Origin of the sequence: Paenibacillus radicis (ex Gao et al. 2016) (genome assembly GCF_014641555.1) — a bacterium.
GTDB lineage: Bacteria > Bacillota > Bacilli > Paenibacillales > Paenibacillaceae > Pristimantibacillus > Pristimantibacillus radicis.
Map to the genome: position 1 here is coordinate 68380 of NZ_BMHY01000010.1, position 20487 is coordinate 88866.

The following is a 20487-nucleotide window of genomic DNA, read 5'->3' on the forward strand; positions in this document are numbered from 1 at the left end:
AAGCGATTAAGGAAAGCAGGGATAGCATGGAATCGATTGCCCAGGAGCTCAGCTTCATGACCGAGTTGGCGAAAGGCATTACTGCGCAGTTCGGCGATAGCTGCGAGGTCGTCGTGCACGACTGGTCGCGCCCCTATGATTCAACGATTGTCGCGATTGAGAACGGTCACGTCACCGGACGCAAGGTCGGCGACCCCGGCACGAATCTGGGGCTCGAAATTATGCGAGGAACGACCGAAGGCGACAATCGGCATAATTACATTACACAAACGAAAGACGGCCGCATCCTTCGCTCTACTTCGATGTATGTGAAGAACAATGCGGGGACGATCATCGGTGCTATCTGCATCAACTTTGACATCACCGATCTTATGGTAGCGGAGAAAACGCTGCAATCTCTCACCGCAAGCGGGCTCGCGCCTGTTCGCGAGTCTTTCGTCAGCAACGTCAACGATTTGCTGGATACGCTCATTCAAGAGACGCAGGAAGCGATCGGCAAACCGGCGGCCATTATGGCGAAGGAGGATAAAGTCCGCTTCATTCAGCTGCTGGATCAAAAAGGCGCTTTTCTGATTAAAAAATCAGGAGAGAAGGTATGCAGCTACCTCGGTATTTCGAAATATACGCTGTACAGCTATTTGGATGAATCAAAATCTGCGGCAGCCGATTCCGATGCTCAAGCAGAGCCGGCCTCGGTGCCTGATCGAGGAGGTTTGTAAAATGTCGATGTCCTTGCAAGCAGAGGAAGAAATCGTCGTGAAAGGGAATGCCCCGGAAACGCCCTGTATCATCATTGACAGCTCTGTCGTCGACCACAATATCCGTGAAATGGCAGAGCGTATCCGGCGTCTTGGAGTCAAGCTCCGCCCGCATGCCAAGACACATAAACTGCCGGAAATGGCCGCTCGCCAAGTGGAAGCAGGGGCTGTCGGCATTACCGTTGCCAAGCTGTCGGAAGCGGAAGTGATGGCGGATGGCGGCATTGCCGATATCTTCATCGCTTACCCTATCGTCAGCGAGAAGAAGCTGCGGCGGGCCGCGGTATTAAGCCGGCGTATCCGGCTGATTCTTACTGTCGACAGCTTGGAAGGCGCAAGAAGGGCGGCAGCTGTCGCTGTGAAGGAAGAGTCAACCTTTGAGGTTCGTCTTGAAATCGACAGCGGCTTGCATCGTACCGGCGTATTGCCGGAGAACGCCCTTGCGCTTGCCAAGGAGATTCATGCGCTGGAGGGTATTCGCTTGACCGGCATTTTCACCTATCGCGGTGCCATGCTGGATGGCAAGTCCACGATGGATCTGCGGGCAGCGGGTCTTGAAGAAGGACGGCTCATGGCCGTTACAGCTCAGGCATTGCGTGCCGAAGGGCTTCCCATCGCGGATGTCAGCGTAGGTTCTACGCCAACATCCGTGTTTGCAGCAGAGGTTGAAGGCGTAACCGAAGTCCGGCCCGGCACTTATATTTTCCATGATCGGATGCAAGCGGCCTATGGCGTATGTTCCCTTGAAGATTGCGCAGCTACAGTCTGGGTCACGGTAGTCAGCCGTCCTTCGGCGGAATTGATCGTCGTGGACGGCGGCAGCAAAACCTTCGCCACCGACGTGCAGCCGAACAATCCGCCGCTTCATCTGCAAGGCTTCGGCCATATTATGGGGGCGCCTGATGCGGTTCTGGAGCGAATGAACGAGGAGCATGGCATGATTCGCATCGGTGCCCATCATCCATACGAGGTAGGCGACGTTATTCAGATTATTCCGAATCATATTTGCAGCACCGTTAATTTGCATAATGACGTCTATGTCACGGAGCCTAGCGGCGCTTTACGGAAAACGCGGGTTGCGGCGCGCGGCATGCTGGAATAGCAAGGCATTAAAGTTTTTATTATGATCATTCATCCTATTTCCCCCGGGAGGGTCATTGCGGCATGCTGGATCTCATATTGAAAAACGGAAAAATCGTCGACGGCAGCGGAAACCCTTGGTTTGCTGGCGACATCGGCATAAAGGACGGCATCATTGCTTCTATAGGCAGCGTGGATCAAGAGGCTCGCGAAGTCATTGACGTCGGAAAGCAAATTATTTCACCCGGTTTCATTGACGGGCATTGCCACTCCGATCTGATGATTATCGACCACCCTTACAGCGAGATCAAGCTGCAGCAAGGGGTAACGGCCGAGGTCGTCGGCAATTGCGGCCTCGCCCCTGCCCCATTCGTCCGGAGCCGGGCCGAGCTGCTTCAAACCTATGTGCAGCCCGTGCTTGGCAGTACGAATTGGGAATGGCCGTGGGAGACGGTCGGGCAATATATGGAGCATGTCGCCCGATCTAATCCCTCTGAGCATATCGCAACCTATGTAGCCCATGGCGCGCTGCGAATTGCTGTAATGGGATTCGAGAACCGTCCCGCTACTAAAGCTCAGATTGATCGGATGAAAGAGCTGCTGGAGGAAGGACTTCAAGCAGGCGCGATCGGCTTGTCCATCGGCCTGCTGTATGCGCCCGGCAGCTATACCTCCCGCGAAGAGCTGGCAGAGCTTTGCAGTGTGCTTCCAAAATATGATGGTCTGCTCTCCACGCACATCCGGGGTGAAGGCAATAATCTGCTGCCTTCGGTTCAAGAAGTGATCTGGATTGCGGAGAAGGCCGGCATTTCACTGCATATTAGCCATTTGAAGGCCGCCGGCAAGGCGAATTGGGGTAAAGCGCTGGATGCGCTTGAGCTTGTTGAGGATGCAAGGGCTCGGGGCATGGATGTTACCGTTGATGTCTATCCGTATTCGGCAGGCTCCACGACACTCACGACTGTCCTTCCCCCTTGGGTGCTGGAGGGCGGAATTGAGCGGACGCTTGCCGCATTCCGCGACAAGCAGCTCCGCTTGCGTATCAAAGAGGAGCTGAGCCGCGAGCAGGACAGCTGGGACAATCTCGTCTGCTCCACTGGCTGGCAAAGCATTATTATTGCCTCTGTTCAGAGTGATGCCAACCGGCATCTGGAGGGCCGATCCATTGCGGAAGCTGCCGAGCTGCGGGGCGAGCACCCCGTCGATTGCATGATGGACCTGCTGCTGGAGGAAGACGGACAGATCGCGATTGTCTATTTCCATATGTCCGATGATGATGTAAAGCAGGTCATCGGCTACGAGAAGTCGCTGATCGCCTCCGACAGCTTGAATTGCGAAACCGGCAAGCCGCATCCGCGGACTTATGGCACTTTCCCCCGTGTCTTTGCCAAATATGTCCGGCAAGACAAGGTGCTGTCCTTAGAGCAAGCGGTTCGCAAGCTGACCTCCTTCCCTGTGCAGCGCTTTAAGCTGGGCAAAAGAGGACTGCTCGTGCCTGGCTACGCTGCCGACTTGACCGTATTCAATCTCGATACGATCCAGGATACCGCAACCTTCGAGCAGCCTCGCCAATACCCTACGGGCATTAGCCATGTCATCGTTGGCGGCCAGTTGACGCTGCAGCACGGCACGCACACCCATAAACGCGAAGGCCAGTTGATTCGCGCGCATCGCTGCTGCTCGCTTTAGAAGTTTTATTGAGAAAGTAACTACAGAATAGAGCAAAAATAAGGTTAAGGTTAGAGTTAACCCATTATAAGGAGGAATTTATTCATATGTCTAAAATCGATCAACGCCTGGCTGAGCTGGGTATCGTTTTGCCTGAAGTAACCGCCCCTAAATTTTCTTACATCCCGGTGAACCAGACGGGTAATCTAATTTATACATCCGGCTTCGACTGCCGTATTGACGGCGTACTTATGTATGAAGGCAAAGTTGGCTCTGACCTGACAATTGAGCAAGGACAAGAAGCTGCCCGTCAAGTTGTCATTAACCTGCTTGCGGCAATGAAAGCCCATTTGGGTGATCTCGACCGTGTCGTTAAAATTGTCAAAATTCTCGCCTTCGTCAACAGCGCTCCCGGCTTTGGCGATCAGCCTTACGTGATCAACGGCGCTTCTGATCTGCTCATTTCCGTATTTGGCGAAAATGGCCGCCATGCGCGTTCCGCCATTGGCACAAGTGATCTGCCGTTCCATACGCCAGTGGAAATTGAACTGATTGCAGAAATCCGCGACTAGGAAAAAACAAATAAAAGGCTGAAGTTTCAACGGAGTGCAGGACGCGTTCGAATTACTCGAAATGTCCATTCACTCGCTGAAGCTTCAGCCTTATTTCATTGTTGGATTAGCTTTCTTTCACTTTCGTCTTTTGACTCGGAACTGTTTGTTTCTTCTCCTCAGCGCGGCGCTGCTTACGCAGCTCATCGAGCAATTGATCCGCCGATTTGCCTTCCGTGCTGATGCCATGTTCAGTGGCAACGCGCTTCAAATGCTCCAGCCGCTTCGCTTGATGCTCCGCTTTGAAAGCTTCCCATTTGTCCTTGTCCTTCACCTTCGCTGCTTTCAGCTCGTTCTTCAGTTGATCCGCCGTCTTGCCTTCTGTGCTAATGCCGAAATATTTCGCCATATAGCGCAGTTTTGCAAGACGATGTTCTTCTATTTGAGCCGCCGACGGGGGATTGCCATGATGATGCTCATGGTCTGACTTCCAGCCTTCATGGGAGCTGGAATGGGATTGTGCGTCAGCACCCTTCTCTGCCGATTGCTGATCTTCCGGCTGTGCCGCATACGCCGGAGCGGCTGCTACGAACAGCGCTATGGTTAGCAGCGCGACAAACGATTTTGTTCTCATCCTGTTGCCACAACCCTTCTATTCTTTTCATGATGCGTTGCGGGAGCATGCGTGGCTCCTCTTGGATTATTTTTCCCAACGTTCATGACGAATAGACGTGAAGAGCTTTTAATCGTTTCGCTCTAGCTGTATCAATTGCTCCAGCAGGCTCTCCTTCGAGAAATGCTCGCCGATGAATACCGCGACATCATTCACATCCCCTTGCGGAGTAATGCGCATGAAGTCCGTCTCCTTGTACGCATATTGGAATAGAAAACGGCTAGCCGTATCAGAAAAGGTCACAATGCCTTTTGCCCGATAAATATTGTCCGGCAGCCCCTTCAGCAGCGCCTCAAACGCTTCGCTGTCGATTGGCCCGTTCAAATAATGCGTCAATACCATCACATGATCATGCGTGTGGTGATGGTGTTGATGATTGTGGTGCTCATGGTGATGATCATGATCATGTTCATGCTCGTGTTCAGCCTTATCAGATGATGCTTCAGCACTCGCATGATCTCGATTCGGCTTGCAGCCACACGGCTCACCGAATTCTCCCAGGTGGCCGCCTGCTGTGGCGGCTGCGAATGCTGACGATACTGCGCTTTGTTTGGATGAAGCCAGCCACTCCCAATCATCAACGAAGCAGCGAATCGTCGCCATAATCGGTGCATGCTCATTCAGCTCCCGCAGCAGCTGCTGCGCCTCGACAAGCTCCTCTGGCTCCAGCTTATCCGCTTTGTTCAGCAGCAATCTGGTCGCGCAGCGGATCTGCTCTTGCATGAGCTTGTAGGTTCTCCCCTTGCCGCTCCTTCTGCGCTGCAGAAGCTCCGGACCGTCAACGACGGTTATGACGGATTGCAGCTCGATCCGGCAATACATCGCGGCTTCTGTCACACCATCCAGTATTTCAATGGGATTCGCTGCGCCAGTCGATTCAATGACGATCAGATCGGGCTGATGCTCGTCCACCAGTGCTTTGATCTCCATACTCAGGTCGCCGCGAATCGTGCAGCAGATGCAGCCGCTTAACATTTCCGACATCGGCACTTCGCCATCTACCATTTGTCCGTCCAGATTAATATCGCCCAGCTCATTCATAATGACAGCGGGTTTAAGCCCTTGTCCCTTATAATAGTCGAGCAGATTGGTCAACAGCGTTGTCTTCCCGCTTCCAAGAAAACCGGAGAGGAGATGTACCGGAATTAAAGCTTTATTTTCAGCCATCGCTTATATACCTTCTTTACTTATGTAATCGCGTTTTCGCTAACCTTATTATATCGTAACTGTTACGACTGGGACAACGGGGGATCACGAGTGAGATTGAGTCGAGATTGAGATTGAGATCTAGGTCAAGGTCAAGGTCAAGGTCAAGGTCAAGGTCAAGGTCAAGGTCGAGATCCAGATCAGATTCAGATCGAGATCAGGATCGAATTTGGATTTGAATTTGAATTTGAATTTGGATTCGGATTCGGATTCGGATCAAACCCCCAAGACTGCGGGTCTTAGGGGTTCGTCGTCATCTATAATTAGATTTTGGCGGCCACGCCATTACTCTTTCGCTAATCAGCTTTAGACTAGCACCAGAAGGAACGGCTGATAATGACCAGAAGAATAAAGAGGACCAGAATGACTCCAACGCTTGTAAAAGCGCCGCCAACCGATCCGCCGCAGCCAACGCCGGCGTTACCTACTCCATAGCTCATTTGTTCATCTCCTTTAAATAGAAAGATAAGGAAGGAAAAGCTTGCACCTCGGTTTTCTGCCGCCGCGAACTGCGTTGCTGTGGCGTTTGTACGGCAGCATCTTGCTTGGGTACATTTGTATCCTATGTAGAAAAACCTAATGCGTATAGGCATTGAGCAAATATGTGCGTTTGCTTATTTTTGCATGGAAGATGCACGTTTGCGGGTTTCCCTGCTGATACTCTGCTGTTGGATCTGTTGAATGTCAGGCGCACAGATCAAAATGTAAAAGTGCATTTGGATTGGCCAAAAATGGCCCATTTTCCGCTTTAAAATGCAAAAGTACATTTGAAATAGCCTAAATCGCTTGAAATCGGCCGATAGGGTTGATTCAAAATGTATATTTACATTTTGACGGGTATCTAGGGTGCCAAGGAGCTAAATCAAAATGTACTTTTGCATTTTGTTAAACATTTTCATACCGGAATCTTTTTTGGATGCACGTGAGCTTTTCCAAAATCGAACATTTTTTTTTGGAACCTATGAACTATTTTCAAAGTAATAAGGATAGTTATTGGAAAATACATCATAAGGGGGAAACAAAAAATGAAAAAAATTGTGATTTCGGCATTGATGCTAAGCTTGCTATTGGCGGGTTGCGGCAACGGGGACAAGAAAGAGGCTGCAGCTAACGATTCAACTCCAGCTAACGTAACGACGCCTGCAGTGGATACAAATGATAAAGACAAGGCTGCGAATGAAGAAGTGAAAGTCAAAAAGAAATCGAAGGAGAGCGCTATTGCGCTTGAGTTTTTGAAAGTCTATTACAATGGAACAGAAGATGAGAAAAATAAAGCAGTGAAGGAATACGTTCAAGAAGATATGCAGTTGCTGTTTAATATGGGCGGCATGGAAAACGAAACCGAGTTTCTGAAACCTAAAGTCGTTAGCACGATAGAGGTTGAAGGAGAAGAGGGAAATCATTCAGCCACGCTTATCCAAAGCGATAAAAAAGAGGAGCGGATTGTCATGATGCAAGGCGACAAAGTGATGGCTATATTTGCTCCTGGTGCGGATGGCGAGTCCAATGAATTTTTCGACGGTATAAGAGATCAATTCAAATAGTAACTAGAGCCCGCCTGCCGCAAAGCAGACGGGCTTTACTCTAGCACTTTAACTCGACGCGCTTATTTTTGGCATCCCACTTCACTCCGGCACCAAGCGCTTCTGCTACTGTACGGACAGGCACGTAAGTAACGCCTGCTTTCGTGTCATATAAGCCGTCAATCAGCTTCTTATCATTCATATAAACTTCGATTTTTTCCATTATGTCCCCCCGTTCTTGTTCCGGTTCGCTCTTCTGAACGAGTTGAAACAGCTTGGAGCTTACCGTTGCTTTAAAAGCTTCCCAGCCTGACCATTTGCCTCCATCGTACATCAGACGAGGACATATTTTGCCGCTCCAATCGTAATGCCGGCGCAGACGGTCAGCACCCCATCCTCGCTCCTTCAACATTGAAGCAACCAGCGACGCTGCGTTATCAAGTGTTTTTGCATAGTTTCCACTCTCGCAAATCTCAATACCGATAGACGTCCGGTTGCCGGACTTGGCGCCGCCGCCGTCTCCGCTATGCCAAGCGTTTTCTGTTAGCGGCAAGCATTCGATCGCTTCCCGCTCGTCGATGACGATATGGTAGGAAGCCGTACGGTTATTAGACGGATTCGTCAGCCAATTGCACTCATTCCGAGCGGTGCTGGATGGGTTGCCAGTGTTGTGAATGGTAATAGTTACGGGGAGCATAGGGAGTGCAGGACGGCGGTTGCAAGGCGTGTTGGGAGGGATATGGTCAATGAGATAATTACAAGACATCCTTGTTGTTCCCCTTTCCTTTCAGCACTTCAATAATATATTTCAGTTTTTCGGGAAGAGGCACGCCGGCGCGTCCCAGATTCTCAGTGAAAGAAATTAATTCATTAGCGATATAAAAATAAACGGTGGCCATCATCGTCATATTTTCCGTTTCAAGAAGAACATCGATGCGATGAGCCAGTAACACAACTAAAAGCATAAGGCCTTTTTTTGCGAGACCGACCGCGCCAACAGCGCTGTTTAGACCGCGGCCTTCTTTTATAGAAGCATAAAGCCCTGTAATAATATCGACGGAGATCGCGATCAGCAAAAACGTAAGCGATTCATGCCAACTGCCGTAAGCAAACGACAAAAAAGCGCCAGCAATGCCGGCGCCTCCATTTAAAATACTTTGACCATTCATAGTTTACTCACTCTCCTCAGTTATGAGAATAGCCTCCACCTCGTCACGTTTGCTTGCAGGCACTTCTTCAATTGACTTTAGCCCTCTTTTAATCAAATTTGCATAAATTACTGCCATTGGTTGCACCTCCTTACATTCGGGATTCAAGCGCTTCTAAACGGGAATTCAGTACTTCAATTGCCTCCAACTGTGCCGATAGTGTCGTTTGCTGCTCAACAGTTACCTCATAAGCTTCTGTCAGGGCAAGCATCATTTCAATATTTTCTTCTTCCAATCTAACAACTTTTTGTTCTATAGTTTCCGGAACAGGCGGTTGTTGCGCCAACTCGTCTTTAATTTCTGCTTCTGTTTTCTCACGGAACAATCCCCCGTCTAGTTTGTACAGGTTAGCGTTAACGCTGTACAACTGCCATTCTTCAAAAGAAATGGCTAATGCAGTAATCGGTATGTTTTCACCATGGATTTCGTTAAAATAAAAACCTATAATATTTCCATCTTCATTTACATCGGCAAAATATTTAGCGGTAATGCTTCTAGACTCTATTCCTGTTTTTGCTTCCATTCCACTCACTCCTCCTTTAGTAGCCCATTGTCATCCAAGAGATTTGTCTAGCTGACCCGCTTGATTGATAAACTTCTAATTGAGCGAGTGTCACACCCGGCAGGGCTACTGTGTATCCTACCCCACCCCCACCAATAATAGTTGCTGTAACATTAACTATGTTGACTGGATATGCAATAGGGTAGGTTACTCTCGTTGAAGTATTATTAGGAACACTTACTGTCCCCCATTGAATAATTAGGCCGCTGGCAAGTTTTTGATAACCGTTTGATACTAAATTTGAGTCAGCGACTAAAGTTTCAGTAGTTATTACTTCAGACCATTTTGTCCAGTAAGCAGGGCTTCCCATCAATCGTCTTGTAAATAAACGATTGCTATCCCCTTTATATGCAATCTGCATAGTTCCTTCGTGAGGCAATAACGGAAAATTGATGACCTCAACATAGTAAGCAACGATTTTTGAAGGAGCATTCCTTCCATCGTACACACAATATTTTCCATTTCGAATAAGAGAATTCAAGTCCGTTTTACCCGGAAGCATTATACTATCTTCTCTATCGAATTGATTAGCTAAAAAACTGCTCAGTTTACTAAAAGTAGAATACACATTATTCGCATACAAAATAGAACCCGAAATAACTGGAACATTTACCGATATCGTGTTAATGTGGTTAACTCCAGCCTCTAGCACCAACGCTCCACCAATTTGAATATCTTCTAAAACTGGCCTAGCCAGTTGATATAAAAGATTGTATTGTTTTATTCCTGTGTTAGCCATTTCGGTCGGAAGAGTTGTTGTAAATTGTCCTAGAGCTGCTGTTCCATCTGGATTTATTTTATTCCAGTACTTGGTTCCGGTCCCGTTATAATTCTGTCCATCTTGTTGCAGTAAACGCCAGCCGTTAAAATAAGCTTTGATCTCATCAGCAGACGGTGTGTATAAGTCACCCCAGCCACTATCAGAATTAGGAACATGGACATAAACTTGATTATCGGACCACATATTAAACGAATCAGTTGGAAACCCCGATGCTTGCCACGAATATTTCCCATTATTTTTAAGTAATTTACCATCACTTTTGATCATTACTGCACTCTCGTCAAATGGAGTATAAGAAGAAATAGTGTTTGTAAAATAAACTGGCTTGTTATCCTTACCTGCAACTATTTCCCCGTAAGTCCAAGGTAAAGATCCGTCCAGTGTTATCTTTTCCCATTTCTTATTTTTTTTAGGTTTACCCCCAATAAACTCTACTGTATCGCAAACACCATTTTCTACATTACCAAAGAGTTCAGTATAGGCAGTAATTGCAGTCTTTTGTTGTGACCTAAATGGTACAGCAATAGTACCTTGTACCAAGATAGGATTGCGAAAAGTATACGTTCCTGCTCCTGATGTGAAGTTACCCGCTCCAATTCTCAGTTTTCTATAATTACCACTATTGAATGTAAAAGTACTGTTAGACCACTGCTTTATAGTCACTTTCCAATCAATCGTGTGAATACTGTATAAACCGGTTCCAGTCTCAAATGACAAGGTATAATCGGTATTGGGGAGACATTGAAAATCATAGAAAGATACTGAATTATTCTCGGAAGCTAGCAATGTCATTTTATATGGCTCATTAATAAATGATTTCTCGTGGAGCGTCCATTCATTAAAAGAAGGAAGTAAATTACCTTGAATACCGGTTACTTTCGCATCCTTTACACCATAAACACCCGTACCTACATGTGGGTAATTACTTGAAATCAGATCGGCTTGCATATTATCAATTGCGGCAAACTCAGCTGGAGATAATTCAAACAAACGTACATTCTTTATTGAGATACTATACTTAAGATATTTAGATGCTTCAGCATATGGGGTTCCGATAAGAACTTGACAAAGATAGTTATTATTAGGTACATATGTTTTGAAAAATACATTTTGCCATATTCCTAATTTTGTTTTATCAATAGGTCCACTTCCTAGTCCAGTTATTGCTATTTTCAATTCCCCTGCTCCTGGTAGGACTTCGTTAACTTTAACCTCTGCCATAGCCATTACGTATTTTCCTGATTTTAAATTAACTAGTGAATTTGCATTTTCATAGTAAGCGTAATACTCCTTAGATGCATCAGGACAATTCACCACTATTTCTTCCGATGAATTCACTTTCGTGTAATTTATATGTGTAGATGACATACCAATAGTATGATTAAATTTACTAATGCCACCTAATAAATTAATCATCGTTCGACCTTCTATTCTAGGAAAAGCTAAAGCAGAAACGTTACCACCCTGAATAATTTGATCTCCACTTTTAATAGATGCTACGTTGAAGGATTCGTTATTGCTTCCTAAAAAAGAATGTAACTCCTTAATAGCCCCGGCAGCATCCTTAGCAACTGTTTGAACACTGGACATATCGCCTACAACAGCATCAAGTTTATCCCAGTTATCATTTAGCATGGTTTTAATATTAAAAGTCTCATTGCCATCTGTAACCGGATTTTTTTTCAATAAATCAAGATTCTCCGTATTACTAGCCATTATCTGACCCCCCTACAAAATTTGATAACGGTGTTGCTTCCAATTCATTCAAAGTTAATAGAAGATTAATATCTTTAATTAATAGGTATCTGAATGCATATTTAACTGTTAAATGTGATGGAATTATCTCATCAATTGCAGCCTTTAAATCATCAAGGTTGGGAGGAACACCAACCTTACTTACAAACCGAACAATTACCTGATACTGCTCAGATTTTACCGATACATCAACCATTCCCCCGTAATAAGCCTCAGCAACTGACTTAATTAACTGCCCTCTAACTGTCCCCGCCCCCCTTATCCGGGACCGTATAACAGCTCGACGCTGTTCGAGGGGCTGGCTAGCCGATGCTGCGATACCTAACTCCTTTTCCCATCGTTGCAACCCCCAAGTTGCCGAATCAACGAAACGTTGACTCAGCACTCCTGCAGAGGCAGACTCAAGGCTATCGAGTTCCACACCTTCTGTTTGGCAAATGATTCGACTCTCTCTGACGTCCTCATAATACTGTGGCAGATGGTTCAGTAGTACTTTGCCTATTGGACTCACCACTGTGTCATTCATGCAAACTCACCTCGTTCAAAACGGCAACCTGACTCGATGCAATGGCGACATTCGTTGCGTTTCCGTTAACGAGCAAGTTTGTGAAGTCAATAACTCCGGGAGTGTCCAACAACAGTGAGCCAATTCGAACATACTTTGGAGACGGATCTACCGTAAACGCAATACTTCGCAAATAATCGGTCATTACCCTTGTAAAATGCTCCTTAACTGTTCCTAGAGGTTTCGAACCATCCAGCACTAATTTGGCAGTCACTCTTAATGCAACGCCTTCAGCAGGGGCAACTGTTACCTCTGCCCCAATCGGAGCAACTCCTTCTCCCATTCCTAGTTCCGGACTGATAAAATTCTGCACGGAATCGACCAACTGAACGCTTGCTGGCAGCTTCTCACTGTCGATCAGAACAACCCGAACTGTTCCGGGCCCATCCCATAAGGGCTCAACTTGGACGCCTCCGACACCAGCCACGGAAAGCGCCCATTTTACATAATCGGCTTTATTTCCGCTCGTCCCTGGACTCTGAACCTGGGTTAAGAGCCGAGCACGAAGGCTATCATCCGTCTCATCATCCTCCCCCGGGATCAGCACATCTGCAAGCTCGGCCCGCGCAAGGCCATTGATATAATCGATAGGCAGCAGCGCCCCGAAATCGGAATTGCCCGCCGTCCCCGCCGTCTCGCATTCCAATACATAACGCCCTGGCGAAAGCTGCGTCTTCACCTTGTAATTGCGGTCGCGCAGCGAGAAGCGTGCGCCGAGTTGAACCGCCATTGGGGCATTATTTGCATCAAAAAACAACCCAAGCCTGCTGGCCCGGGTTGCTTCTTGCCATTTCACTCCGTAATCCAACGCCCGCCGCCGTAAAAATTCGCCGCTGGATGTGTCTGCGAACGTCAGATCCAGCTGCACGTCCAGCTGCGAATAGACTTCCGCAAGCTCAGCTGCGGCCGGCGCCAGCGCATCATAAATGATGCTGCCTTCCCGCTTGTCCACGTCTCCCGGCACCCGCTCCAGCATGCGCTGCAAGATCGCGCTATAGGTTTGATTTTCATACATTTCCCTTCACCTCCATCGTTGAGAGAAAATCGCCGTAATCACTCTGTACCTGAAAAGTAACCAAAGCGCTATCGCCCTCTACAGTCATTTCGAAATCACTGACACCCGTGATCCGGTCATCCTGAAGCAATGCTTCCTGAATACGCCGTTTTAACTCGGACTTCATATAACCGGCCGCTCCGCCGATCAGGTTCATGGATTCAAAGCCATAATCGAAGCTGTAGATAAAATGCTCGAACCGCTCTGTTTGCAAAATTTTGAACACGGCCTGCTTAACCGCGTCTAATCCATCTACAAAACCGGAAATACGTCCGCCTGCGATGTTTAGTGCGTAAGTTCTGCTTGTCTGCTGAGACTCCGTTACCAAGTCTTCCGTTAATTGAATACCGCCCGATGGAATCATGCGACCACCTTGTCCAAAATAACGAATTTCTGCCCGCCCTGAACGCGCAGCAGCAGAACGGCATCGCCCGCTTCCAGCCCACGGCGGATGAGAAGCTTCTCTTGCAATGCTTCTCCCGTTTGCCCCGATCCGATGCTGTGTGAATGCGTTAAGTCCACCTCAAAGCGCGTCAGACTTTCCGGGACAATTAAAAAATCCTCTGTCAAAGTAAAACGCTGATCAACGTTTACTTGCAGAGGATTGATGCTGAGTACTTTTCCGGCCATCACGGCCATAGGGTTGCCCGACGCATGGGCGGCGGCTCCCGCTTGTTTGATAATGTCCAGCAATGCCATTAAATCACCCTCAATTCCAGATTCATCGTATGCGTGTCTGCATCCAGCTTATGCGTGCATTCCTCAACGAGAAAATATTCCTTCAATTGCAGCTCTTCGATAACAATCGGAACGTAGCAGCCGGCGCGGACCCGAATGTCTCCCAGTGCTTCAATGCTTAGGCTTCGCTGCTCACGGTTTTTCAGCTTCATCAGCTGATCCAACTGCTCGTTGATCTGGGCACTGTTCATGTTGTCATCCGCCTTCTGATAATATTGAAGACGGCCCCAGCGGGCGATATTCGCGCTGTCCTGCACGATGTATACTTCTCGTTTGCCCGCTTCCTTGTTATCCTTGACGATTTTCACCCGGTTGAACGTATCCGAATCGATAGAGCTTTTATAGTCGAAATCATACATGAGGCTCCAGTCGCCAATAACGGTATCCAGCTTCATATCGTCCAATTTCCGGACCGTCAGCTCGCCATAATCGTCAAACAGCATAAAGTTTCCATGCCCATTGATCAGCGTCAGGTCAAGCGCCTTGCACATCGTATCGAGCAGCTTTTTATTGTCCTCCAACATAGTGGGAATTTTGTAGACCGTATCCGCGATTTTTCCCGTTTTTAACCCGCAATCATCGGCGATTTTCTTAATAATATTGCCTGCCGTTTCATTCGTAAACGAATAATGGTCGTTGATGAGCAAATAACGTACTTGGTCGTATGCCTTAAGCGACACGCTTTCGTCGCGGCCAAAGCTTTTCTCAAACACATAGCCGTAGAAAACGTTCACGTTGTCCATTCTGACCCGAATGACGTCGCCGTTATTTACCGTAAAATCACGGTGCTGAAACAATGCTCCTTTAAGCAGAGTCAAATCCAGACTGGACGGGCTGCCGATACGTTTCGTCTTGTAAGTCATCGACGGCACGATGCTCGTAATATTCCACAGTTTACCGTTACGGTTGTCCAAAATAATTTCCAGCATATCCGTCACCCCGGCAGCTTGAGCGTCATCCCGATCGGCAGTCTAGTTAACTGCGCGTCCGTAATGCCGTTCAGCTTCTGAATTTCACGCCAGCGCGAATCGTCGCCCAGCTTTTTCTTCGCCACTTTAATGAGCGTATCGCCAGCAACCAGCTTATAGGTCGTATCCTTTTGCTTATCTGCTGGCCGATCGCTCTTGGTATTAGCCTTGCCTTTATCCACGATAACTGGACGCGCCCGGTAGAATGCATATTGCTTAAGCGCGATACTGTACTCGATATCGCCGGAACCCGCGGCTTCCTTCCAGTCGAACTTCTCGATACTAACCGCGATGTTCAAGTCAAAGGACTCTCCCGTAAATACAAACCGGATCGGCTTTTTCTTCTCCATCCAGTCCCTAATAATCTGAATGTAGAAAACCGGATCCAGCAGCTCATCCTTCCTTACGATAAAAGGATATTCCGACCCCGGCGCCGGAAAAAAGCTGTCGAACGACACGTCCATCAACTTCCGGCTCTGGATGACGTTAATCTCTCCCAAGCCGGACACTTCGTACGTTTTCCCGCCCGCAGAGTCACTGATCTGGATCTCAGGGGGGTTTACCGGAAGAAAAAAGCTCTGCTGCTGATTGTTATAGCTAAGCCCGATCGTATACTTTTCATTACGGTTCGTAATCATGCTACGCGTACACCCCTTCCGCCGACGATGCGATCTCATTAGTCAGAGAAGCTTCCATACGTTTGATGACCGTATCGATATCGTAGCCGTTATTGATGTCGCCAGTCTGCACGCTGATCGACGGCTGCAGCGTTACGAAGTTCTGAATATTCTTCATCTCCGCCAGCTCGCGCATCGTCTTTAAATCCTCGCTCGTAATATCGACCGAGTCATTGATTTTGCCAACCTCGCCGACACGGTTGATGTCTGGGCCGGCTGCAGGAACACCAAGTCCGGGGCCCGCTCCCGCTCCAGCTTTATCTTTCGGGTATTGCCCGTTAAGCTTTTCTTTGAAATCGCCAACCCCGTCAATCGTTTTCGCCATGAAGCCTTTACCAGCTTTATCGCCTTTTTGAAAGGCCTCGCCAATATCGACTTGCTCCATTCGAAGAGAAGATAAATCCAGAACATCTTTATTGCTCGTTGGCGGCTTCATTTCATCGATCGCTTTCATCGTGAATTCACCAATTGTATCAAAATCGGTTTTAAGATATTTATTGGATAAATCAATTAACGCATTTATTCCATCTATCGCAGCGTTAATAATACTACCAAGAAAACCGCCAACATTTTTAACAAGGTCATAGAACAATTTTTTTATTGCATAGACAGGGTCAACAAATATATTGAACAGAAATTCTGCAAACGCCAATAAGGCATTCCACAAATAAGCAACATTATTTTGTATAAATGCAAACAATGCATAAAAAACACCAGTTATAAATCCAACAATTTGTTCTGCTGTGGCTCCAAATTGCATGAAGATTGCAATTAATAAGCCGATTGCAATCATTATCAGCAAGATCGGCCAATTCACTGCCATCCATGCTAAAGCTTGAGCTATCACAGGGGCCACCAACGCCCAAAGGCCGACAAAAACTGCTGGAAGAAATGCAAGTATAACTGGCCAAAACTCCTTATTAGCATCAAAGAAAGCCATGGCTTTCTCTCCTATAGAAGCTAATAGTTCGGCGCCCAAGGTGAGGCCTTTATTCAAGGCATCAAAGAAAGGCTGAAATTTGCCGCTCTGAAATGCATCCAGTAACAGCGTTAATAAAGGCGATATAGCGGCTAGCGCTCCTTCTCCGGCATCAGCAAAAGACGTTTTGAACTGCTGCTTCAGCATATCCAGTTGGACAGCCGGACTTTTCAGCATGGCGGTCAGTTTTTCTTCCCCCATGTTCGCTTTATCGAGCAGCTTGTCGAACGATGCTAGAAAGCTATCCATATTTTTGGAATTTCCCAACATATCACTAACTGTCTTTTCTGGCAGTTGAAGTTGTTTGGAAAGATCCGTAAAATCTCCACTCATCGCTGATTTCATGGCTGTCGAAGATGCCCCAGGATCCTCACCTGTTGGACTCAATGCAGCTATACGTGTAGAAAATTGCGTCAATTTATCCAACTGATCCGTATTGCTTACAAGCGGCATGAATGACAAAGCACCAGAAAAAGTCTTGTTCACATCTTGACCCGAGCTCAGGGCGTTTTGTTTGACCATTTCAAAAACTCCCGATCTTTGAGCTGCACTATCGGTTGTCACCATAAGCTGATCCTTCATTTTTTGCTGATCAATGGCCCCGTCAAATGTCATACTGAGCATTTTCTTTATAGGACCATACATCTTTTTCAAACCTGCAGCGAATGAAGCACTACCGCTTTTCTTATCTTTCTCTTCACCTTTTCCATCGCTTTTCGGTGGCGCTTTGCCAGCTTCTTTTTCTGAAGTTTTTTCAGCGGCGTCTTTGGCAGCAGTTCCTACCTTTGTTTTAGCGGCAGCATCTTTACCTTTTTTAATAACATCATTAAACTTCGTCTGAGCGGTGGTCGATGTCTGAATCGCTTTCGTGATTTTTGAAATCTGCTCGCCCACTTTGACGAAAGATCGAATTCTTTTACCGCCGGTATCGAAAGATTTCAATAAGGTCTTTACTTTCTTATCGTTACCGCCAATTGCAGTTTTCATTTTCGAAAGCTCGCCGTTAGCACCACTAATCTTAAATTTAATCGTATCGAACACATTACCGACCGTCTCCATCTTAACGGCTTGAGTCTCCAGTCTTTTCATGGAATTGTTCGTTGTGTTCATTGATTTGATTACTTTTAATTGCGCATTTGAAAAAGCATCAGAGGCTTTAGCGTTCCTATTCATTTGCCCTTCAAATGTTTTTAAAGTCTGAAGCGTATAGTTTACGGCATACGCCATCGCTCTTAAGGCTTTGGACATTTTGATGGCTTCGGCCGAATTTGTGGCCATCCCAAACACCTCCTTCATAACGAACAGAAGGCGCCCCGCCGGGACGCCTTCTCCTTATTTTCGTTTCGATTTGGCACGCTGCTTGCGCTCATTCTCGACGCGGACGTCGATCATCGCATAGATGGCGGCGCGTTCGCGCCTGCTCATCCCCATCAGCTCATGCGGCAAAATGCGAAGCTCGTGGAGGGCGTAATATGCGTAGTTAGCATCTCCGTCGCCCTCTTTGATTAGTTTTTTACGTCATCCGCCAAATCGTTCATGCTTTGGTTGAAGCCGTTGATATCCTGCACGCGCTGCACCAGGGAGGCGTATTCGCCCGGACGGAGCATCTTGCGCAGCAGATTCTCGGCGCCCAGGACGCCATACGATTTCTGCAGCTCGGCATTTTTGAGCTCTGGAAAATGAATGCTGTTGACGACCAGCTTCGCCAAATATTCATCCGTGTTCGTCTCCGGCGTGTACACACCGTTCTTGCCTTTCACTTTGCGGGTTGCCGATTTGCGGCATTCCTCGTTCTCAGCTTCCGTCATGCTGCGAAGCTCCCATGCGACCGGCTGGCCGTCTTTATCCTTGAACCGTTCCGACACTACAAATTGTTCGGTCGCTTCGGCTCCCGTATTTTGCGCAAAAAATACACTCAAGTCACTCATGAATTCGATTGCCTCCTTTTATTGGTTTAACCCTGCGATGCCGGAGCAGAGAACGGCGACACGATGTCGATATCCGTGAACGTGAACTCCAGCTCCTCCTCCAGCGCTTCGCTTTCTGTATCCAGCTTACCCATGATGACGCTATTCAGGTTGACGTTATAGAGCGTCACCGTCTGTGCGCCGATGGTCGAAGTCGGATCTTCATTCGTAATCTGAACCTCGAAGCCTTTATCCACGCCTGTCTTCACGTAATCAAGCATCAGCTGACGGAATTGGGACGTCACATAATAGATCGTCATGCTGCCCGTACCCGACCAGCCTGTCGCTTTATGCTGCAAACCGCGGTGGCCGAGCGTTTTGATCTCCGCCTTCTGTTTCTCGATGCTGGCCTCCAGCGTCTTAATGTAGAACATTTCCTCGTATTTACCGTCAATCGTCGTATAAGCGCGGCCCTCTTGGCCGGAAATCGTATCGCCTGCGTTCAAAAATGCCATCTTACTTCACCGTCACTTTCATATATACTTTTTCTACGCTGTCTACCGGTTGAATATGAACTTCGATTACAAGGGCATCGCTTTGCGCGCCAGCCGCAACAATCAGATCCGTCTGCGAGTTAAAGTTTTGGATCGCATTCCGCCCTTGCAGAAGCTCCAAATACTTGACAACCTCCGAGCGGAAAAGATTGCGGCCGTCCGCGTTGTTGTCGATTTTGCCAATGTAAGACGATTCGAACAACGCCTTCAGATCGTTGGCGATGCCGTCGAGCACGCGGATAACACGGTTTTTCGAGAAGGAAGGATTTTTAGCCGCTCCATATTGAGTCAGGCTGTTAATGTCCTGCTCCACGATTGCCGTGCCGCGGCTTGCCGTAAATACGAACTCACCGCTGCGAAGCGCTGTTTCGATTTGGGAGTTGGAGTAACGAACATCGACATCCACCGCATTCTCATAAGCGGCGTAGGTCAGAGATTCATTAAGCGCAGCGCCTGCTGTAGCGGCAGCCACCCATACGGTTGCCTTTTCTGCTGGAACGATCGTGCCTTCCGCGAGCTTCACGCCGTTTTTCACGCTGATAATCCCTTCGTGGTTCGCAGAAGGGTAGTTCGCCAAAACTGCCTGAATCTTGCGGCCTTCATCCTCACGCAAACGGCGGACGAAAGCTGTAAACACCGCTTTAAGCGAATCGTCAGCGACCGGAAGAGCAATCGTGTTGAAGTCATGCAGCTCAATAGCCGTCAAATAATCGGCATATTGCTGGTTGGTAACCGTACCGTTGGCACCGCCGGCAAGCGGTACGCCCGCAGAAGCGCTAAGAGCGCCGGAGCCGCTGAATACAACGAAAGAATTCGGCACAAGGTCGGCAATTACCGCAGCAGTCTGTACATCGACCAATTCATCTGCCAAATAAGTCGCGACATCGAACAGCGTCTCGTCATCGACATTTTTCTGAACGGATACCGTGAGCGCGTTGCCGCGTACACCGCCATGCCGTGCCGTCAACGTGAGGCCGCCAATAGTAGCCGATGCTTTGACGCCTGTATTCAGACGGTAAACCAGCAGCTTCTTCGCCCGCTTCAGCGCTTCGCGAACCAGCAGCAATTCCGGTGCATTCAAGCTGTAGCCGAGCAGGCTTCTTACATCATTGCCGCTTTCAATCGAAATGATCGTTTGCGATGCGCCCCAATCCAATACGAGCGGTACGGATACCGTTCCGCGTTCGCCGATGTTCGCACCCAGCTGTCTTTCCCCTGCAAAATTAATGTATACGCCTGGTCTTACCTTGTTCTGCGTTGTCCAAGTTCCTCCTGCCATG

Annotated in this window: 23 protein-coding genes; 5 read left to right on the top strand and 18 right to left on the bottom strand. The window is 47.8% G+C overall.

Annotation, left to right across the window (positions count from 1 at the left end; all coding sequences use genetic code 11):
• Positions 1–26 precede the first annotated feature (26 nt).
• The 4 genes from IEX98_RS21800 (at position 27) to IEX98_RS21815 (ending at position 4078) form a co-directional block, all read left to right on the top strand.
• Entirely contained in the window at positions 27–719 is a 693-nt protein-coding gene (locus tag IEX98_RS21800; protein WP_188891363.1) for a helix-turn-helix transcriptional regulator, read from the top strand.
• A gap of 1 nt (position 720) precedes the next feature.
• Positions 721–1860, top strand: coding sequence for an alanine racemase (locus tag IEX98_RS21805; protein ID WP_188891366.1), 1140 nt, complete (start codon positions 721–723; stop codon positions 1858–1860).
• Positions 1861–1922: 62 nt separating this feature from the next.
• On the top strand, positions 1923–3527 hold the full coding sequence (locus IEX98_RS21810) for an N-acyl-D-amino-acid deacylase family protein (RefSeq protein ID WP_188891368.1): 1605 nt from the start codon (positions 1923–1925) through the stop codon (positions 3525–3527).
• Between the two features lie 86 nt (positions 3528–3613).
• The gene (locus IEX98_RS21815; protein ID WP_188891370.1) at positions 3614–4078 is read left to right on the top strand and encodes a RidA family protein; all 465 of its coding nucleotides are present in this window, start codon (positions 3614–3616) and stop codon (positions 4076–4078) included.
• A gap of 106 nt (positions 4079–4184) precedes the next feature.
• Here IEX98_RS21815 and IEX98_RS21820 read toward each other — a convergent pair whose 3' ends face one another.
• The 3 genes from IEX98_RS21820 to IEX98_RS29375 all read right to left on the bottom strand — a co-directional run bounded on the left by IEX98_RS21820 (position 4185) and on the right by IEX98_RS29375 (position 6376).
• The gene (locus tag IEX98_RS21820) at positions 4185–4691 is read right to left on the bottom strand and encodes a hypothetical protein (RefSeq protein ID WP_188891372.1); all 507 of its coding nucleotides are present in this window, start codon (positions 4689–4691) and stop codon (positions 4185–4187) included.
• A gap of 108 nt (positions 4692–4799) precedes the next feature.
• Positions 4800–5897, bottom strand: a complete 1098-nt coding sequence (locus tag IEX98_RS21825; RefSeq protein ID WP_188891374.1) for a CobW family GTP-binding protein — start codon at positions 5895–5897, stop codon at positions 4800–4802.
• Positions 5898–6247: 350 nt separating this feature from the next.
• Positions 6248–6376 (bottom strand): hypothetical protein, encoded by a 129-nt coding sequence (locus IEX98_RS29375; protein WP_268237839.1) that lies wholly within the window; start codon positions 6374–6376, stop codon positions 6248–6250.
• Between the two features lie 585 nt (positions 6377–6961).
• Between IEX98_RS29375 and IEX98_RS21830 the strand changes: the two genes are divergently transcribed.
• Positions 6962–7480: a hypothetical protein gene (locus IEX98_RS21830; protein WP_188891376.1), complete on the top strand. Its 519-nt coding sequence runs from the start codon at positions 6962–6964 to the stop codon at positions 7478–7480.
• A gap of 40 nt (positions 7481–7520) precedes the next feature.
• Here the strand turns inward: IEX98_RS21830 and IEX98_RS21835 are convergent, their stop codons facing one another.
• The 15 genes from IEX98_RS21835 to IEX98_RS21900 form a co-directional block, all read right to left on the bottom strand.
• Positions 7521–8225 carry an N-acetylmuramoyl-L-alanine amidase gene (locus IEX98_RS21835; RefSeq protein WP_188891378.1) on the bottom strand — a complete coding sequence of 235 codons (705 nt, stop codon included), beginning with the start codon at positions 8223–8225 and terminating at the stop codon, positions 7521–7523.
• Entirely contained in the window at positions 8215–8628 is a 414-nt protein-coding gene (locus IEX98_RS21840) for a phage holin family protein (protein WP_188891380.1), read from the bottom strand. The genes IEX98_RS21835 and IEX98_RS21840 overlap by 11 nt, the downstream gene beginning before the upstream one ends.
• 3 nt (positions 8629–8631) lie before the next feature.
• A complete protein-coding gene (locus IEX98_RS29270) occupies positions 8632–8745 on the bottom strand; it encodes a CD1375 family protein (RefSeq protein ID WP_229692315.1) in 114 nt (37 codons plus the stop codon).
• A 13-nt stretch (positions 8746–8758) separates the two neighbouring features.
• Positions 8759–9190, bottom strand: a complete 432-nt coding sequence (locus tag IEX98_RS21845; RefSeq protein ID WP_188891382.1) for a hypothetical protein — start codon at positions 9188–9190, stop codon at positions 8759–8761.
• A gap of 16 nt (positions 9191–9206) precedes the next feature.
• Complete coding sequence (locus IEX98_RS21850; protein WP_188891384.1) at positions 9207–11726, bottom strand: pyocin knob domain-containing protein; 2520 nt, start codon at positions 11724–11726, stop codon at positions 9207–9209.
• Positions 11719–12291, bottom strand: a complete 573-nt coding sequence (locus IEX98_RS21855) for a putative phage tail protein (protein WP_188891386.1) — start codon at positions 12289–12291, stop codon at positions 11719–11721. Before IEX98_RS21855 ends, IEX98_RS21850 begins: the two co-directional genes overlap by 8 nt.
• The gene (locus IEX98_RS21860) at positions 12284–13345 is read right to left on the bottom strand and encodes a baseplate J/gp47 family protein (RefSeq protein ID WP_188891388.1); all 1062 of its coding nucleotides are present in this window, start codon (positions 13343–13345) and stop codon (positions 12284–12286) included. Before IEX98_RS21860 ends, IEX98_RS21855 begins: the two co-directional genes overlap by 8 nt.
• Positions 13338–13748 (bottom strand): DUF2634 domain-containing protein, encoded by a 411-nt coding sequence (locus IEX98_RS21865; protein ID WP_188891390.1) that lies wholly within the window; start codon positions 13746–13748, stop codon positions 13338–13340. Before IEX98_RS21865 ends, IEX98_RS21860 begins: the two co-directional genes overlap by 8 nt.
• Positions 13745–14083: a DUF2577 domain-containing protein gene (locus tag IEX98_RS21870; protein ID WP_188891392.1), complete on the bottom strand. Its 339-nt coding sequence runs from the start codon at positions 14081–14083 to the stop codon at positions 13745–13747. Before IEX98_RS21870 ends, IEX98_RS21865 begins: the two co-directional genes overlap by 4 nt.
• Positions 14083–15051, bottom strand: coding sequence for an XkdQ/YqbQ family protein (locus tag IEX98_RS21875; RefSeq protein ID WP_188891394.1), 969 nt, complete (start codon positions 15049–15051; stop codon positions 14083–14085). The genes IEX98_RS21870 and IEX98_RS21875 overlap by 1 nt, the downstream gene beginning before the upstream one ends.
• Before the next feature lie 5 nt (positions 15052–15056).
• A complete protein-coding gene (locus tag IEX98_RS21880; protein ID WP_188891396.1) occupies positions 15057–15728 on the bottom strand; it encodes a LysM peptidoglycan-binding domain-containing protein in 672 nt (223 codons plus the stop codon).
• 1 nt (position 15729) lies between these two features.
• Positions 15730–18024: a hypothetical protein gene (locus IEX98_RS21885; protein WP_188891399.1), complete on the bottom strand. Its 2295-nt coding sequence runs from the start codon at positions 18022–18024 to the stop codon at positions 15730–15732.
• Positions 18025–18251: 227 nt separating this feature from the next.
• Positions 18252–18674: a phage tail assembly chaperone gene (locus IEX98_RS21890; RefSeq protein ID WP_042170632.1), complete on the bottom strand. Its 423-nt coding sequence runs from the start codon at positions 18672–18674 to the stop codon at positions 18252–18254.
• 26 nt (positions 18675–18700) lie between these two features.
• Positions 18701–19168, bottom strand: coding sequence for a phage tail tube protein (locus IEX98_RS21895; protein WP_188891402.1), 468 nt, complete (start codon positions 19166–19168; stop codon positions 18701–18703).
• Between the two features lies 1 nt (position 19169).
• A complete protein-coding gene (locus IEX98_RS21900) occupies positions 19170–20486 on the bottom strand; it encodes a phage tail sheath family protein (protein WP_188891404.1) in 1317 nt (438 codons plus the stop codon).
• Position 20487 lies beyond the last annotated feature (1 nt).